At 43.9% G+C, this 15,617-nt stretch carries 16 protein-coding genes; 5 read left to right on the forward strand and 11 right to left on the reverse strand.

Features of this window, described 5'->3' with window-relative positions; genetic code table 11:
• Positions 1 to 80 precede the first annotated feature (80 nt).
• From NFU07_RS14605 to NFU07_RS14620, 4 genes are all read right to left on the reverse strand, one after another.
• Positions 81 to 641, reverse strand: coding sequence for an MEDS domain-containing protein (locus NFU07_RS14605; RefSeq protein ID WP_251479331.1), 561 nt, complete (start codon positions 639 to 641; stop codon positions 81 to 83).
• A gap of 155 nt (positions 642 to 796) precedes the next feature.
• Entirely contained in the window at positions 797 to 1,432 is a 636-nt protein-coding gene (locus NFU07_RS14610) for a CPBP family intramembrane glutamic endopeptidase (RefSeq protein ID WP_251479333.1), read from the reverse strand.
• Entirely contained in the window at positions 1,429 to 2,220 is a 792-nt protein-coding gene (locus tag NFU07_RS14615; protein ID WP_251479335.1) for an alpha/beta fold hydrolase, read from the reverse strand. The genes NFU07_RS14610 and NFU07_RS14615 overlap by 4 nt, the downstream gene beginning before the upstream one ends.
• A gap of 148 nt (positions 2,221 to 2,368) precedes the next feature.
• Positions 2,369 to 3,268 (reverse strand): 3-hydroxyacyl-CoA dehydrogenase, encoded by a 900-nt coding sequence (locus tag NFU07_RS14620; RefSeq protein ID WP_251479338.1) that lies wholly within the window; start codon positions 3,266 to 3,268, stop codon positions 2,369 to 2,371.
• A gap of 198 nt (positions 3,269 to 3,466) precedes the next feature.
• Between NFU07_RS14620 and NFU07_RS14625 the strand changes: the two genes are divergently transcribed.
• Both NFU07_RS14625 and NFU07_RS14630 read left to right on the forward strand, forming a co-directional pair.
• The gene (locus NFU07_RS14625) at positions 3,467 to 4,372 is read left to right on the forward strand and encodes an oxidoreductase (protein ID WP_251479340.1); all 906 of its coding nucleotides are present in this window, start codon (positions 3,467 to 3,469) and stop codon (positions 4,370 to 4,372) included.
• 144 nt (positions 4,373 to 4,516) lie between these two features.
• A complete protein-coding gene (locus NFU07_RS14630) occupies positions 4,517 to 5,680 on the forward strand; it encodes a hypothetical protein (protein ID WP_251479341.1) in 1,164 nt (387 codons plus the stop codon).
• A gap of 447 nt (positions 5,681 to 6,127) precedes the next feature.
• Here NFU07_RS14630 and NFU07_RS14635 read toward each other — a convergent pair whose 3' ends face one another.
• Positions 6,128 to 6,631: a VOC family protein gene (locus tag NFU07_RS14635; RefSeq protein ID WP_251479343.1), complete on the reverse strand. Its 504-nt coding sequence runs from the start codon at positions 6,629 to 6,631 to the stop codon at positions 6,128 to 6,130.
• Between the two features lie 180 nt (positions 6,632 to 6,811).
• On the reverse strand, positions 6,812 to 8,248 hold the full coding sequence (gene xylE, locus NFU07_RS14640; RefSeq protein WP_251479345.1) for a D-xylose transporter XylE: 1,437 nt from the start codon (positions 8,246 to 8,248) through the stop codon (positions 6,812 to 6,814).
• A 316-nt stretch (positions 8,249 to 8,564) separates the two neighbouring features.
• On the opposite strand from xylE, the gene NFU07_RS14645 reads away from it, so the two are divergent.
• Entirely contained in the window at positions 8,565 to 9,455 is an 891-nt protein-coding gene (locus tag NFU07_RS14645; protein WP_251479347.1) for a fructose bisphosphate aldolase, read from the forward strand.
• Positions 9,456 to 9,509: 54 nt separating this feature from the next.
• Here NFU07_RS14645 and NFU07_RS14650 read toward each other — a convergent pair whose 3' ends face one another.
• Positions 9,510 to 10,697 carry an aminotransferase-like domain-containing protein gene (locus tag NFU07_RS14650; protein ID WP_251479349.1) on the reverse strand — a complete coding sequence of 396 codons (1,188 nt, stop codon included), beginning with the start codon at positions 10,695 to 10,697 and terminating at the stop codon, positions 9,510 to 9,512.
• Between the two features lie 143 nt (positions 10,698 to 10,840).
• Here NFU07_RS14650 and NFU07_RS14655 point away from each other — a divergent pair, with 143 nt between their 5' ends.
• Positions 10,841 to 12,229 (forward strand): bifunctional metallophosphatase/5'-nucleotidase, encoded by a 1,389-nt coding sequence (locus tag NFU07_RS14655; RefSeq protein ID WP_251479351.1) that lies wholly within the window; start codon positions 10,841 to 10,843, stop codon positions 12,227 to 12,229.
• Positions 12,230 to 12,274: 45 nt separating this feature from the next.
• Here the strand turns inward: NFU07_RS14655 and NFU07_RS14660 are convergent, their stop codons facing one another.
• From NFU07_RS14660 to NFU07_RS14670, 3 genes are read right to left on the reverse strand one after another with little or no spacing between them, the layout of a single operon-like run.
• Positions 12,275 to 12,841 carry an ABC transporter permease gene (locus NFU07_RS14660; RefSeq protein ID WP_251479353.1) on the reverse strand — a complete coding sequence of 189 codons (567 nt, stop codon included), beginning with the start codon at positions 12,839 to 12,841 and terminating at the stop codon, positions 12,275 to 12,277.
• A gap of 15 nt (positions 12,842 to 12,856) precedes the next feature.
• Entirely contained in the window at positions 12,857 to 13,006 is a 150-nt protein-coding gene (locus tag NFU07_RS14665; protein WP_251479354.1) for a hypothetical protein, read from the reverse strand.
• Positions 13,003 to 13,731 (reverse strand): ABC transporter ATP-binding protein, encoded by a 729-nt coding sequence (locus NFU07_RS14670; protein ID WP_251479356.1) that lies wholly within the window; start codon positions 13,729 to 13,731, stop codon positions 13,003 to 13,005. Before NFU07_RS14670 ends, NFU07_RS14665 begins: the two co-directional genes overlap by 4 nt.
• 144 nt (positions 13,732 to 13,875) lie before the next feature.
• Here NFU07_RS14670 and NFU07_RS14675 point away from each other — a divergent pair, with 144 nt between their 5' ends.
• On the forward strand, positions 13,876 to 14,778 hold the full coding sequence (locus tag NFU07_RS14675; RefSeq protein ID WP_251479358.1) for an oxidoreductase: 903 nt from the start codon (positions 13,876 to 13,878) through the stop codon (positions 14,776 to 14,778).
• A gap of 41 nt (positions 14,779 to 14,819) precedes the next feature.
• Here the strand turns inward: NFU07_RS14675 and NFU07_RS14680 are convergent, their stop codons facing one another.
• The gene (locus NFU07_RS14680; protein WP_251479360.1) at positions 14,820 to 15,419 is read right to left on the reverse strand and encodes a YdcF family protein; all 600 of its coding nucleotides are present in this window, start codon (positions 15,417 to 15,419) and stop codon (positions 14,820 to 14,822) included.
• Positions 15,420 to 15,617: the final 198 nt, after the last annotated feature.

A 15,617-nucleotide genomic window follows, 5' to 3' on the forward strand; every position in this document is an offset into this window, starting at 1 on the left:
AAATGCTCCTTCTAGTTTAGCCGAAGTTCTTGCAGACAGCAAAAAGCGTTCCAGGAATTGAATTTCCTGAAACGCATTTATTATTTCGCAGTCAAAGAGGTAATCGAGTCGTCTGTCATTAAATAGCCGTGGCAAGCAATCAGCCGCCGCCTTAAATCATCAGAGACATGGGAAGCATTGTAAGCACAGACAGAAATCGCATTTCGCTCTTCCACTTCGCTGCCTACATTTTTTTCATAAAGTTCAATTTCGTTTAGAATGTCTTGCTCGTGTCCCCACTCAATATGCCCCCATGTCCGGAAAGCCAAGTCATTCTCAACAAAAACATCGGTCGCTTTTTTAAAATGGGCCAAAATAGTCGGAGGATGGAAATTCCCATTGCGCCAATAGAAATCAAAGTTATTGATAAAATGGATGCCTTCCATCTCTTTTTCAGACAATGAATTTTGCAGCTCTTTAAAGACCATTGGAGAAATGCGTCTATTTTCGACAAACAGCACACGCTCTCCTTGTGCCAGCCCTTGGACAATAAACGATACCGCATTTTCAATATACGATTCCAATTGGTTGTAACTATAAAAAACATGGGCACCTTTAGTTTGGCCAATTTGCTTTGCCAATTCGACACTTGTTTCTCTCATGAACGGCCTACCCCCTATTCGCATTTTCCTGCGCGTTGATTTCTTGTATTTTCTCTCTCTAATATACCCTTTAATTTCCAACGAATAAAATAGGCCGAACGATATACATAACTAAAAATATGTCCTAAGCTCTCATTATTTTTGTATGGATAAACTCATCCTCTAATGATAAACCAATAGACACACATAATCCCGAAATCCGCCAAGACATGGCCAATCATTGTCGCTGAAATGGAACCGGTCCTTTCTCGGATAAATCCCCAGAACAAACCGGCAACCAATACGGGAATAACAGCGGCAAAGCTGTATCCCGCTGCAAATATAGGAATGATCGACAGGAGATGATATAAGGTATAAAAAAGAGCAGTTAGCGTGATGGCTGAAAATGCTGTCCCTTTCTGCCGAAGCTGATTGAACATATAGCCCCGCCAATAAACTTCTTCTAAGATTGGGTTGGCAAGCAGCAGAACTAAAACGAGCCCGATTTCACCAGCTCCTGAAAATCCCCACTCCAATAATAGAACCCTCAAGCTGTCAATATCCAATAAATACACATGAAGCCATTCCAAGCCTCCGTAAATGAAAAGGAAGAAAACCAGGCCGCTGATGATCCCTAACATAGCTGATTTCTTATTTAACTTTAACTGCTCTTTTGGAAACGCTTTGTCAATCATCGGTAAAAACAGGAGCCAGCTATAGAAAAGAAGAAATGTGATAACGACGTTTTCAAAAATCCACAGCCCGATAAAGATCATAATCGTCGGCCCAATCAAGCGGATGGCATTTTTCATCGTATTTCCTGCCTTCCATCAGTTAATGATTTCAAAAATCCATTAATTGCTCCATTGAATTCCATGAAAAATTGAGGCGGTACTTGATGGGTTCCTTTTTTGACAAACACCACTTGCGTTTGGGGAGCAGCCTTTTCAAACGGGAAGCGGTAATGATGCATCGGTTTTTCCATCTCCCCATAGACAAGCAGGATCGGCATCTTTAAACGATAAAGGGAATACGTGGATTTGTAGTGAAGACCCGTCTTGCAGAATTCAAAAGCCCGCACCGCATCGGTATGCTTGGCATACTCATAAATCTTCTGTTCATCTTCCGGAAAATATTTATTCAGTTTTGCCTGAAGTTTGGCAGCTAAAGGAATTTGGCGCAATTTCGCCATGTACATGACGGATTTGATAAAAAATTTCGGCGTAAAATTATTCAATTCCGAATAGCCTCCAGCTAAAATCAAAGCAGACGTCCGTTCGGGATACTGCAGCGCGAATTCTTGGGCTATCAACCCTCCGTGGGAATAGCCGCAGATTACTGCTTTCTCCACCTCGAGATGATCCAATAATATTTTCAAATGATTCGCGAGAAGTTCGATAGTCAGAGAAGTATCGCCATTTGTGCTTTGTCCATGGCCGGCCAAATCATAGAAAATCAGCCGATAATTTTCATCAAGGCTTTCCTGGTGCATAAAAACATTATGCCCCATAACAAAGGGATGGATAAAGACAATCGGAAGCCCTTGTCCTTTCGTATAATAATAAAGCGATAAAGATTCATCGATTTTGGCATATGGCATCTATTTGTTCACTCCTTCAAAGATGGCGTCCATTGAATACTCCCGGCATATTGCCAGTAGTAGAGAATACCCTAATCCACCCTTGAACAAAACGCTATTGAAAAAGCCATCCTCAGCAATTGCTGAGGATGGCTTTAAAGTATCACCCTTAGTTAGTCAAAAAATCAGGATTCAAATAATTCGGGTTCGGATATTTATAGAACCCTTCCCCTGTCGCTTTCCCTAATTTCCCTTGGTCGATATAGTCGGTTTTCAGCATGGCAGCGAGCTTTTTGTAATCTTCACGGCCAGTTGCTGCAGCTTTCGCTGATACAATATTGTAAGCTGTATTGATGCCGACTACGTCTAAAATCGCAAAAGGACCCATCGGTGCTTTAGTTGCGATCATCCACGTTTTATCGATCGTTTCAGCATCTGACACTTCATTCACTAAGAGCAATTCAGCCGCGTCAAGCAGCGGCACCAACAAAGAATTCAAAATATAGCCTGGCTGTTCTTTATGCAATGGCAATGCCACCATGCCGATCGCTTTTGCAAATTCAACCACATCATCAAATACCTGCATATCGGTTCCCGCATGCTTCATGATTTCAGCCGTATTGTTCAACCAGATCGTGTTGGCGAAGTGAAGCGCCAAGAATTTTTCAGGGCGTCCAGTTGCATCCGCAAACTGGCTAGGCAATAAAGTTGATGAGTTTGTGGCAAAAATCGTTTTTTCCGGTGCCACTTTGCCTAAATTTGTATAGAATTCGGTTTTGATGGCAACCACTTCCGGAATTGCTTCGATGACAAGATCTGCATCCGCCACGGCTGCTGCCAAATCAGTATGGAAATCCATACGCTCAAATGCGGCTTTCACTTCTTCGTCGCTTGCATTCAAATCTTTTTTATAATTTTCCTGAAGCTTAGCAATTCTTTCTTTCGAAGCTTCGATTGCGGCATCATTAATATCATAGACAGTCACATCAAATCCTTTAAAAGCCGTTTGATAAGCGATCTGGCTTCCAAGCACACCGCTTCCTGCTACTGTTACGTTTTTGTAATTCATATCCATTCTCCTCTATTCCTCGTATTAATAAATAATTTCCCTACATTTTGTAGTTTATGCCGATTTTTTATAGAATGCTATTTATCTGCTCATAAAGTCTTATGCTAATCTGAATAGTTGGTACTAAGGTTGAGTTATGTTATTTTGGGAATAGAAAATGAGGACAGAAAAGATATTTCTAAAAGGGAGTTGGAGAAAATGGCTCTAAAGCATTTGAAAGGAAAAACGGCCATCATCACCGGTGCCAATAGCGGCATTGGATTAGAAGCGATGAAAGTTTTTGTAAATGAAGGTGCAGCAGTAATCATGGCTGTCCGAAACGAAGAAAAAGCCCGAGCAGAAAAAAACAAAATCTTAGCTCGGCATCCGGAAGCGAAAATCGATATTATGCATTTAGACTTGGCTGACTTATCAAGCGTCCGGACATTTGCTGAAGAGGTGAAAGCAAAGCTTCCAACAGTAGATCTTCTTATTAATAATGCCGGAGTGATGACGCCTCCTTATTCAAAAACGAAAGATGGATTTGAAATGCAATTTGGCGGCAATCATCTCGGCCATTTTGCGTTGACCGGACTTCTTTTGCCCTTACTACTTCAGACAGAAGGCTCTCGTGTGGTGAGTTTGAGCAGCTTGGCGCATAAAGGAGCAGCGATTGACTTCGACAATTTAGACGGCTCGAAAGGCTATAAAGCCATGAAGTTTTACGGCCAAAGCAAGCTCGCTAATCTTTTATTCGCACAAGAATTGGATAAGCGCCTGAAACAGCATGGCTTTCCCACTATCAGCCTTGCTTGCCATCCCGGGATATCTGCCACAAATCTTTTTAAATTCGGCAAATCGGATGCGCCGGGCTGGATGAAGACCTTGATGCACCGTTTCTTGCAGCCACCTGCAATGGGCGCACTTCCGACCGTCTATGCAGCGATCAATCCGGATCTAAAAGGCGGAGAATATATCGGTCCAGAAGGCAAAGGGCAGCGAAAAGGCTACCCGGCGATTGATACACCACATGCTTCTGCGAACGATGAAGCCGTTTCAGCCAAACTTTGGGAAGTCTCGGAACAACTCACCGGCGTTACGTTTTCATTTTCAACTTCTGAATAATCTTTAACGTCTTCCTTATTGGGAGGCGTTTTCTTATGTTCCTGAAAAGCTAGAGAAAAAATTTGAAACAATTCCCAGTCCCTATCGTACAATAAAAGATGAGATCATTTTCTCTGCATTATTTCACGCCGTCGAGGAGGCCATATGACTAGTAAATTAATCCATACATATACCGAACCGGAAACGAAAGGATTCTGGCGGATCGTATTTTGGTTCATCACAGGGTTCATGCTGCTGCTCGGCCTTTCAATGGTCGTTGTGCCGTTTCTTATTCTATTAGAGTACCAGACATGGTGGGTGCTATTTACAATTCCATTTTTCATCGCAGGAATCTTCTTGAATGGGAGCCTTTTGCGTTTATGGAAAACCACCCTATGGAAACAACGGCACCGTGCACGTTATGACCTATACGAAAATCGAATTGAAACCTTGGAGTGGCCACAGCCTTCCAAATCGGTGCCCCAGGAGCGAACGATTCATTTTGAAAATATCGTTTCAGTGGTTGCCTCTTATTACATCGTAAGGGAAATTCTTCCCCAAGGACTGATAAACGACGGCAGCATTGAAAATGCACCGATGTTTTACATCATTTATACGACTGAAGAAGGCAAACAAATACAAAATGTGCTTTTTCCAAATCACGGCGATGAAGGAATCAATCTATGGTTCAGGCATTTTACAGAAAACAAAATTCCCCTTCTATATAATGCACGGCAGATGTTCAGGACCGACACGCCCATCTTAAGCGATGAAAAGCGCCTAGAATATTTGCTGTCAACTGATGAAAATGTAGCGTTTCCATTTCAAACTTCTTGGCTGAAAGATGAACCTTCCGCATTAGCAGCATGGCAAAAAATCGAAACTCAGAAACAGGAAAGAGCAGAAGCAAAAGACCCCGTTTTAAAAGAAGCCCGCCAAAAACATTCGTTCCGGAAATGGATCATTTCCATCGTGCTCCCTCTGCAGCTAATGGGGATTTTAATGTTCATGGTTACGCAGCTTGGCCAATCCTATAATGTTCAATCAGCCAATGTATTGCCTGGAATTACTATTTTTCTGTTAGGCGGATTTCTTTTCTTTTTTCTGTTAAAAAATCATCTCCGCTGGCATTACATGCTCACCTATTATGCAATGGTCCTGTTTCTTGGATTCATCAGCTTTATCGCAGCGGAGACAGAAGGTGCACTAGCCTTAGGAATTGGATCGGCTTCGCTGCTCTTCCCGGCGTTCATCTGGATTCCATACGTAGCCATCAAAAAAATGCCGCAGCCTGCTCCAGGCAGCAAGCCAAAAGACGCCGCTTGGTAGCAAGAAAAGCGGAAGCGTCCGTTTAGCCCCGTCAGGCTTAAATCCCTTCACGCAGGAAAGACAGTGGCCGGCAGCATTGTGGCCACTGTCTTTGCGACGAAGCTAGCGAAGCGATGCAGGAGCATATCTTCGCTCTTTGCTGATTTCCGTAGTGAAGGGATTTAAGACCCCGAGGGGCTGGACGCTGGAGCTGGACAGAAAGAAAAGCGGAAGCAGCCATCTAGATTCGACAGGCATAAGACGGAACAGCGAAGTGGCGTTCTTTGCCACATAGCTGGGCTGGCTTATGTCCCGAGAATCTGGCTGCCGGAGTCTGGACAAAGAAAAGCGGAAGCGTCCGTTTAGATTCGTCAGGCATGCATTCCAAACTATACTTAAAGGCGCAATCAGTATCCGAGCGGATGTCTGATTGCGCCTTTTCTATTTTCCCATTAGCTTGCCCTTCTTTTATACTTCGTTAAAAGCTTTTCGGAATACTTCTAAATCCAACTTCTTCATTTTGAAGAGTTCTTGCATGACGCGTTCAACCTGGTCTTTGCTTCCCGTGGCCAGCATGTCATCCAATTCCACAGGAGAGACTTGCCAGGAAACACCGAATTTGTCTTTAAGCCATCCGCAGATTTGCGCTTTTTCATCGCCGCCATCCGTCAACTTACCCCAATAATAATCGATTTCTTCTTGGGATTCGCAATTGATGATAAATGAAATAGCTTCCGTAAATTTGAAATGGGGACCTCCATTCAATGCGAGAAATTGCTGGCCTTCCAATTGAAACTCAATAGTCATAACCTGCCCTTCTTCCATGCCATGCTCTTCTTTTCCAATTGAAGTGTAATGGGTTACGCGTCCGATCTTTGAATCATTGAAAATGGAAACATAGTAATTTACAGCCTCTTCCGCATTCTGGTCAAACCAAAAATTAGTGGTGATCTTTTGGATTTTCTTATTCATGGTTGTCTTCCTTTCCAAAAAGATTTGCCATGGCTTCAGAAACCTAAGGCAAGGGCATCTATGTATCCGACTTTCTATTACCACCATTATAGAACTCATGTTCTATTTATTCAACTATTCTTTCAATTAATTTTAAGCAAAAACAAGCCTGTGAGAATTGCTTCCCACAGGCTTGTTTTATTAAGCTTTGTTCATTGCAGAACGGTTTTTAAGGCTTTCTGCTTTTTTAGTTGCTTGTGATTTTTTCAAAATGATTTCAAGCTCTTCCAACGACTTCCCTTTTGTTTCAGGGATGAATTTCCAAACAAACAGTGCCGATAACAAACTCATGATGCCATAGAATGAGTAAGTCATCGCTCCGCTTACTTCCATCATCATTGGATAAGTCGAAGAAATGAAATAGTTGGCCGCCCATTGCGCTGCAACGGCAATTGCAAGTGCCTGCCCCCGAATTTTATTCGGGAAGATTTCAGAAAGCAGAACCCAAACGACTGGGCCCCAAGACATCATGAACGAAGCTGTGTAAACGATGATGAACACTAAAGTCGCGACGCCGATCTGTTCAAAGTATGCAAGGCCAGCGACGCCGAACATTCCGACTGTCATCCCGATAGAACCGATGATCAACAACGGCTTCCGTCCAAATTTATCAACTGTGACAATTGCGATAATGGTAAAGATGACATTCACTAAGCCCATGATAATCGTTTGAAGGAATGAAGCATCACGTGCGGCGCCCATGCTTTCAAAAATACGCGGAGCATAGTAAAGCGCAACGTTGATGCCGACAAATTGTTGGAAGATCGAGAGCACGATTCCAACGATGACAATCGTTTTTCCGTAAGTGAATAATTTTTCCTTGCGATGGTCGAATGATTGTTTGATTTCATACAATGTCGCTTTTGCCATTGTAGTGTCATAGGTTTTCTCTAAGATGGCCATCGCTTTCGCTTCCTGGTTTCTGGAAATGAGATAGCGCGGCGTTTCCGGCACAAAGAAAAGCAGGATTAAGAATAATACAGCTGGAATCAGTTCTGAAGCGAACATATATCTCCAGCCTACATCATTGATCCATTCCAGTGTTTCACCTTGCGCAATTCCCCAGTTGACGAAATAGACGACGAGCATCCCGAAAATGATGGCGAACTGGTTAAGCGATACAAGGCGCCCCCTCAAATGCGGAGGTGCAATTTCACCAATATACATCGGTGCGACAGCCGAAGCTAGACCTACTCCGATTCCGCCAATAATGCGATAAATATTGAAAGTTACTAATAATGACATGGTTGGTTCACCAACCGTGAAAAAGAACATTTCAGGATACGCAGACCCTAATGCTGAAAAGATGAATAGGAAAGCTGCAGCAATCAATGAATATTTTCTGCCGATTCGGGAAGAAATGATCCCCGACAGCAAGCCCCCGATGATACAGCCAATCAAAGCGCTTGATACCGTTAAACCGTGAACGAATGAGCTCAAACCTAGACTATCTGTGAAATAAGTCTGCAAGGATCCTTCTGCACCGGAAATGACAGCGGTATCATAACCGAATAAAAGACCCCCGAGAGTGGCCACTAAGGTAATAGCCGTTATATACAGGATTTTGTTATTTTTCATGTGAATGTTAGAGCAGAATAACTTTCCTACTCTATCCTCCTTTCTTTTTGTAAACGTTATCATACATAATATCAGCATTTTTAAACTTTGTACATTCAATAAACAAACTTTTTCGTCATTTTATAGAATTGAACTATTATTTCAGAAGATTAATATAGTCCAAAAGAGGGAAAGCATAAGAAGAAAAGCTAATCCTATCCCATAATTCTTTTGTAGTTTAAATCTTTTATTGTTAAACTATTCTGTGTAAGGGTTACTTTTAGCTTAAATTTTTTATCGCATCATTTACAAAAAATTTATCTAAGGAGCTGGAGCAATGTCTAAACAACAACAATTCGAACTCGTGAAGAATGGAAAAGGATTTATCGCAGCGCTTGATCAAAGCGGCGGCAGTACGCCAAAAGCACTGGCTTTGTATGGTGTGCCAGAAGATTCATATTCAGGTGAAGAAGAAATGTACGACCTGATCCATAAAATGCGGACACGTGTCATGACGGCTCCTGCATTCAATTCGGATTCGATTCTTGGTGCCATTCTGTTTGAGCAGACGATGGACCGGGAGGTTGAAGGCCAGTATACCCCTGACTATCTTTGGGAACAAAAAGGCGTTGTGCCTTTCCTGAAAGTTGATAAAGGATTAGCTGAACTGGAAGACGGCGTCCAGTTGATGAAACCGATGCCGGAGCTTGATGCTTTGCTGCAGCGTGCAACTGAACGGAATATCTTTGGCACAAAGATGCGTTCTGTCATCAAAGAAGCAAATCCAGAAGGCATACGTAAAGTGGTCGAGCAGCAATTTGAAGTCGGCAAACAGATTATCGGTGCCGGCTTGATGCCGATTATCGAACCTGAAGTGGACATCCACAGCAGCGACAAAGAAGAAATTGAGCGTATTTTAAAAGATGAGATCTTAAAGCAATTGGAAAGCTTGCCGGAAAACGAACCGGTGATGTTGAAATTGACCATTCCAACTGTCAATAATTTTTATAAAGAATTGATCGACCATCCGAAAGTCTTGCGAGTTGTGGCTCTTTCTGGAGGATATACGCGCAGTGAAGCCAACGAAAAATTAGCAGCTAATAACGGGTTGATCGCAAGCTTCTCAAGAGGCTTGTCTGAAGGCGTCAGTGCGAGCCAATCAGACGAAGAGTTTAACGAATCGATTGCAGACTCCATTAAAACAATTTACGAAGCATCCATTACATGAGCTAATTAAAAAGGAGTTCCCGCCAACTTTACCGGTTGATGGGAACTCCTTTTTTTAATTCTCTTCTAACACTTTGCCAAGTAAACGAATGCCTTCACGAATCCTTTCTTCACTGGTGTAGCTAAAGGACAGGCGAAGAAACTCGAGCCCTTCTTGCTGGTCCAGGAAGAAAAAACGGCCAGGGACATAGGCAAGCCCCGCTTCATGCGCTTTGGCCAAAAGTTCACCTGTGTCGACTCCTGGAACTCGAAGCCAAAGGAAATATCCTCCATTCGGCAAAAACCAGGCAGCTGATTCCGGCATAAATTCTTCGAGCGCTTCCACCATCACCCGAGCTTTCGCTTGATAGACAGCCACCAGTTTTTTTAGATGGCTGTCAAAGTCGATCGTTTCCAAATAAGCGGACAATGTCGCTTGTGCAAATGGATGGCCCAAATCTTTTTTAAACCAACCAACTACTTCGATCAACTCTTTCGGTCCCGTGACCCAGCCAATTCTCATGCCGGGTGCCACCACTTTCGAAAATGACCCGATATAGATGACCCGTTCTCTTTGGTCCAATGCTTTTAATAATTGTGGGCTTTCTTCAAAACCCAGTTCGCCGTATGCATCGTCTTCCACTATGAGAAAATCAAATTGTTCAGCGAGCTCTAAGAGATGCTTTCGCCGTTCAAGCGATAAAGTGGTCCCGGTCGGGTTTTGAAAAGTCGGAATGGTATAGAGGATACGCGGAAGCGCCTCTCCCCTTTCTTTCCGTTCAGATAAGATTTGTTCAAGTTCCGCTGTTCTCAAACCCTCATCATCTACCGGGATGCTTATGTATTTATCGGTATAGTTTCGGAAGATTTCCAACGCTTCCATATAAGTCGGCGATTCAATCGCTACAACCGCTTCATCATCCAATAGGACGCGTGCGACCAAATCAATGGCTTGGCAAGCACCCGAAGTGATTAATAGCTCTTCGCTAGAAGCCGCAGCTCCTCTTTCCGACATGCGCTGGCAGATGAATTTTTCGAGCTGCGGAATTCTTGGGCTGCCAATGTAATGGAGCGGCAAATCTTTTTCCTCATCCAGCAAACGTGCCGCTGCTTGTTTGATTTCCATTGAAGGCACTAAACTTGGGTCCGGATATCCTGAATTCAGTCGGATAGCGCCTGGAGGAAATGCCGCCATCCACTGTCCCGGCGGATCGTTTTTTAATGCGAGCTGAATTTCTTTGGAATAAGGGATTTTTGATTTCATTGTCTTCATCCTTTCTGCAATAAACCCGGCATTCTCGATTCTTTTATTTCATTCTACCGCATTGAAATTTATTAAGCATTCTGCAAATTTATTCGTTAAAATAAAAAGAGAAACAAACAAAGGAATCATTGGGGGAAATTGACATGCGATTAAAAATTATCAACACGAACGACGTCCATAGTCATTACGAAAATTTCGCGAAAGCCGCAACGGTCATGAAGCAACTGAAAGATGAAAACAGCCTTATACTTGATGGTGGCGATTTTGCCGATTTCAAAAGCATCGAACTTCAAGGAACACGTGGACTTGCAGCGATTGAGCTTCTGCAAAATGTCGGCTATGATGCGCTGACGATCGGAAACAATGAAATGTTCAACGGCATTGAAACACTTGAGTATATGGCTTCATCAAGCCCCATTCCGTTCATCAGCAATAATTTAATGAAAAAAGAAGAAACGAAAATCCAAGGCGTCCATAAAAGCGTGATTTTAGAAAAGAACGGATTGCGCATTCTCATTACCGGCTCTTCTCCTGACCTTGGAGAATTTAATGACGGACTGGGCGTAAAGATTTCATCCTACGAAGACAGTATCAAAGAAGAAATCGAGCGGAACAAGGGCCAGTATGACCTTTGTCTTCTCCTTAGCCATGTCGGCACGTTTGCCGATGAGCCGCTAGCTGCTAAAATACCGGAAATCGACCTGATTATTTCTGCGCACGACCACAAACTGTTTAAAGAAGCGAAAATCATTGAAGGCACGATTATCAATAGCGCCGGCAATTACGGTGAGCATGTTGGTATTGTCGAAATAGAAGTGATCGATGGCTGCATCCGGTTGCTCCATTCCGAAACTTTGCCAACAGCTGATGTTGAACCAGATCCCGAAATCCTGGATTTACTGAAAGCCAATAAAGCAAAAGCGGTTGCTGTGTTGAGTGAACCTCTTTATCAACTTGAGTACCCTTTATGGCACGATGTCATCGAGGAAAATCCGATCAGCAACCTGATTGCCGATGGCTTGCGCGATATGATGGGCTGCGAAATCGGATTGATCAATAGCGGCATTGTAAATGCAGGCGCTTTCGGCCACCTTTCCAGAAAAAAATTAATCGAGATTTGCCCTTCTCCATTAAATCCGACCTCATTTGATATTAAAGGCAGTGATTTACTGGCAGCAGTCGAACAATCGCTGGATGCACAAAGTTGCCTGGCCGATGGAAGAGGTCCGGGGTTCAGAGGTAAATTCGTCGGCAGCCTCCACCTTTCGGGCGCAGAAGTTCTTCATGATGGAATCCGCATCGAAGAAATACGAATTCAGGGCGAAGCATTGGAACTTGAACGGTGGTATTCGGTTGCAAGCTCCGATTATTTGCAGCGCGGCTCCGGCTACCCTTCTCTTGCCCACAACCGAAATGTGAAATACCGGGCGGAAGAAATCAAAGATGTGATTCGCCTTTACGGCAATCAGCGCCAATTCACTGAACAGGCTCAAGAAAAACGCTGGAAAATCGGATCAACCACCATTGTGTAAAATAATAAAAGCAGGCTATGGGTTTCAATCCATAGCCTGCTTCTATTATTTGCTGCCTTTCATTTTCTTTCTAAATCCGACAATCGCCAACACAAAAATGACGATGGTATAGCTGATTACCCAAAGAAGCGGTTCCAGCAATTGCGTATAGTCGCCTGAAAACGCAGCTCTTGCCGCATCAACAGCATGAACAAAAGGCAAGAGACCCGCGACCTGTTCAAAGCCGCCGCCAATCATGGAAGGCGAAAACCAGATGCCGCTAAGCCAGGTGGTGATATTGACGAAAATAGCGAATATGCCGCCCACTTGGCGATCTGTAAAATAGGTACCGAGCGCCAACCCGGAACCGATGTAAAGAAGTGAAACCACGAGCAGTATGCCGAATCCCGATATGGCGTGGCTATCGACTGGAAATCCTAATAATACACCGGCTCCGTAACAGACCACAATCTGAAAAAGGGCAACCGGCAGCAGCGGTATGGCATAGCCGATTAAGTATTCGCCTGCCTTCATCGGGGAAGCGAATATCCGCATAAGAAACGACGTGGTTTTATCCCGCCCAAGCAGCATTCCGGAAAATAAGGTGATAAATGAGAAACTGAACACTATCATGCCAGGCGTTAATTTCTAAATTGTGAAAAGGTCGAGCGGCATAATCCCTTCCAAAGAGGAAAACAGCCACAGCATCGCAACGGGCATGACCACACCGAGGAGAAGTGTCAACGGATCCCGCAGAATCTCTTTGCGGTTACGTCCCGCAAATGCCAAAGCTTTCATGTGCGCTCCTCCTCTTCAGTCAATTTGATGAAAATATCCTGAAGTTTCTTGAGGCCGGTTCTCTCTTGCAGATCCTCGAGTGTACCTAGTGCACGCAGCTGCCCGCCTTGCATAATGCCGATGCGGTCGGCGAGCGCTTCCACTTCCTCTAAATAATGCGTTGTTAAAATGATGGTGATGTCCCCCTTTAATTTCAGCAAAATCTCCCATAAATCGATACGTGCCCGGACATCCAAGCCGACTGTCGGTTCATCCAAAAAGATGATCTCCGGTTCTGATATCATCGCCATGGCAATGCTGAGCCGGCGCTGCCAGCCTCCTGACAGGTTTTTTGCTTTTTTGCCTGCATAGTCTTCAAGGCCAAACTTTCTGATCAGTTCCTCTGTTTTCCGCTTCGTCTCTTGCTTGCTGCTGCCATAGATTTTCGCAATAAATTCTAAATTCTCTTTGACGGAAAGATTGCGTGCAATGGCTGTTTCCTGCGGCGACAGATTCATCTTCTTCTTCACTGCAAGTGAATTTCCAACGATGCTGTCGCCCAGCATCAATGCATCTCCGCTCGTAGGCGCTAGTAAACAGCTCAACATTTTAATCGTAGTCGTTTTTCCCGCCCCATTTTCTCCTAGCAGCGCGAAAAACTCGCCTTGTTCAATTGTCAGCGATAGACGGTCAACTACCAGCTCACCGTTAAATTTTTTCGTCAATTCCTTGATTTCAATCACCATTGGACATTCCCCTAATAACCGCAGCTCGGTTTCATGCCGCAGCAGCTTTTATTACAGTCTTCCCGATTGGCAGGATGAGAAACGCCAAAAGTATTGAGAACCACTTTTACATCGAGCATAATAGAGACATTAGGAGCTGATGCCATGGAAACGCCAAACTTATCAGGAAAGACTATTGTGATTACAGGTGCCAACAGCGGAATCGGATTAGAGACTGCTAAAATCCTTGCCAGCTGCGGCGCATCCATTGTGCTGGCAGTGAGAAATTTAGAAAAAGGGAGCATCGCAAAAGAAGCGATTCTTCACGGGACCCCCGAGGCGGTAATCGATGTGATGCCGCTTGATTTGGCGGATTTAGCGAGTATCCATGCATTTTCTGCCGGTTTTCAGAAGCGCTTTAACCAATTGGATTTACTGATCAATAATGCGGGCATTATGATGCCGCCGTTGTCTTATACAAAAGACGGCTTCGAACTTCAATTCGGCAGCAATCATTTGGGGCATTTCGCTTTATCCGGCCTCTTATTGCCGCTTCTCATAAACACGCCTGGATCGCGCATCATTACCGTGAGCAGCCGCGCCCATGACAGAGGCCAGATCCATTTCGAAAACTTGGATGGTGCAAAAGGCTATAAAGCAAAGAAGTTTTACAATCAAAGCAAATTAGCCAACCTTTATTTTGCACTCGAACTTGATAAACGCTTGAAACAAAATGGATTGCCGGTTCGAAGCATCGCTTGCCATCCTGGAATTTCAGTGACCAATATCTTTAAATTCGGCAATCGATCTGCACCGCCAGCAGTCCGAAACTTAGCAAATCGCTTTCTTCAGCCTCCGGAACTCGGTGCCTTGCCGACAATCTATGCAGCTACTGAAGAATCGCTTAAGGGCGGTGAATATATTGGCCCCGATGGTCCTGGCCGGATACGCGGCTATCCCGCGCTTGATACGCCCCATGCGATTGCACAAGATGCAGCCGTTTCCCTAAGGTTATGGGCCGTTTCCGAAAGACTGACAGGCGTCGTTTTTGACTTCCAAAAAAATTAAAAAGGCATTTCCACCTAGGAGTGGAAATGCCTTTTGTATAATTAAAATTGAATCGCTTTAGACAGCACATAGCCGACGTAACAGACCGTTTCTCTAGCGAAAAAGGGCAATTTGCTTTTGATGTCATTGAATATAGAGGTTTCAGTAGGCGAGGAATGCGCTTCGATGCCTGCCAGTTTAGCCATCAGCAATGCGCGTTTCATATGTAAGGGATCACTGACCACCAAAAAATCATCCATTCCATATTCATCCGCTATTTCATGGGCATACAGGAAATTTTCTTCTGTTACCATCGATTCCGTCTCGATCAAGATCGCTTCTTCCGGCACATTTAGCTGCATCGCATAATCTCTCGAGACTTCCGATTCCGCAACATCCGAACCGTCCGTTTTGCCGCCCGTGAAAATTAGCTTTTCTACAAAACCTTCTTCATAAAGAGAAACCGCATGGCGGATCCGTTCCCTCAGAGCAGGCGAAGGTTCGCCGTCAATAACTTTTGTGCCTAATACGATTGCAGCATCAGCATGCGTCGTTTCATTTTCAGCAGCGTAAGTCCAGATGCTGAAGGCTGAAAAACCAGTAAATAAAACCAAAGACAAAAGCGCGGCAGCAATCAATTTACGGGAAATCTTTTTCGTCAATCTGTTCATCCTTTACAATTCTTCTATTCCCCTCATTATCTACCGATAGAAAACGATTGGAAAGACTTTATCCTAAAAAAACATTAAATAGTCACAAAAACAATATAGTTGAAATAAAAAGAGCCGCATCTTCAGCGATGCCGGCCTTGTGAATCCTTTATCCTTTTTTCATATTTTTCCAAACGAGGAATACCAGTA

The sequence above is a fragment of the Planococcus sp. NCCP-2050 genome (assembly GCF_023708025.1).
Lineage (GTDB): Bacteria > Bacillota > Bacilli > Bacillales_A > Planococcaceae > Planococcus.